This window comes from Desertibacillus haloalkaliphilus (genome assembly GCF_019039105.1).
Classification (GTDB): Bacteria; Bacillota; Bacilli; order Bacillales; family KJ1-10-99; genus Desertibacillus; species Desertibacillus haloalkaliphilus.
Genome location: NZ_JAHPIV010000184.1, coordinates 1 through 419, shown reverse-complemented (window position 1 = coordinate 419; position 419 = coordinate 1). Strand labels below are relative to the sequence as shown.

Here is a 419-nt window from a genome sequence, read left to right as displayed (position 1 = left end):
AAGGGGGGAGAGGGAGGAAGAAGGAGAAGAAGGAGAAAAGGAAAGAAGGGAAGAGGGAAAGAGAGAGAAGAGGGGGGAGGAAAAGGAAGAAAGGGAAGAAGAGGAAGGAAGAGGGAAAAAAGAAGAAGGGAAAAGAGGAGGAAAGAAAGAAAAAGGGGGGAAGGAAAGGAGAAAAAAGAAAGGGAGGGAGAAGAAAAAGGAAGGAGGGGAGGAAAAAAAAAAGGAAGAGAGGAAAGAAAAGGGAAGGAGGAAAAAGAAAAGGGGAAAAAAGAGAAAGGGGAAGGGGGGAGAGGAAAGGAGAAGGGGAAAAGAGGAGGGAAAGGGGGAAGAGGGAGAAAAGAAAAAGAAAGAAAGGAAGGGAGAAGGGGAGAAAGGAGAAGGGGGAAGGAGGGAAAGAGGGGAAAGAGAAAGAAAGGAAA

The 419-nt window shown here is 46.5% G+C and carries 1 protein-coding gene; it reads left to right on the top strand.

Annotated features, from left to right (window positions below):
• Positions 1–419: hypothetical protein (locus KH400_RS29770; RefSeq protein WP_217228101.1), on the top strand; the 419-nt coding region annotated here is incomplete at both ends.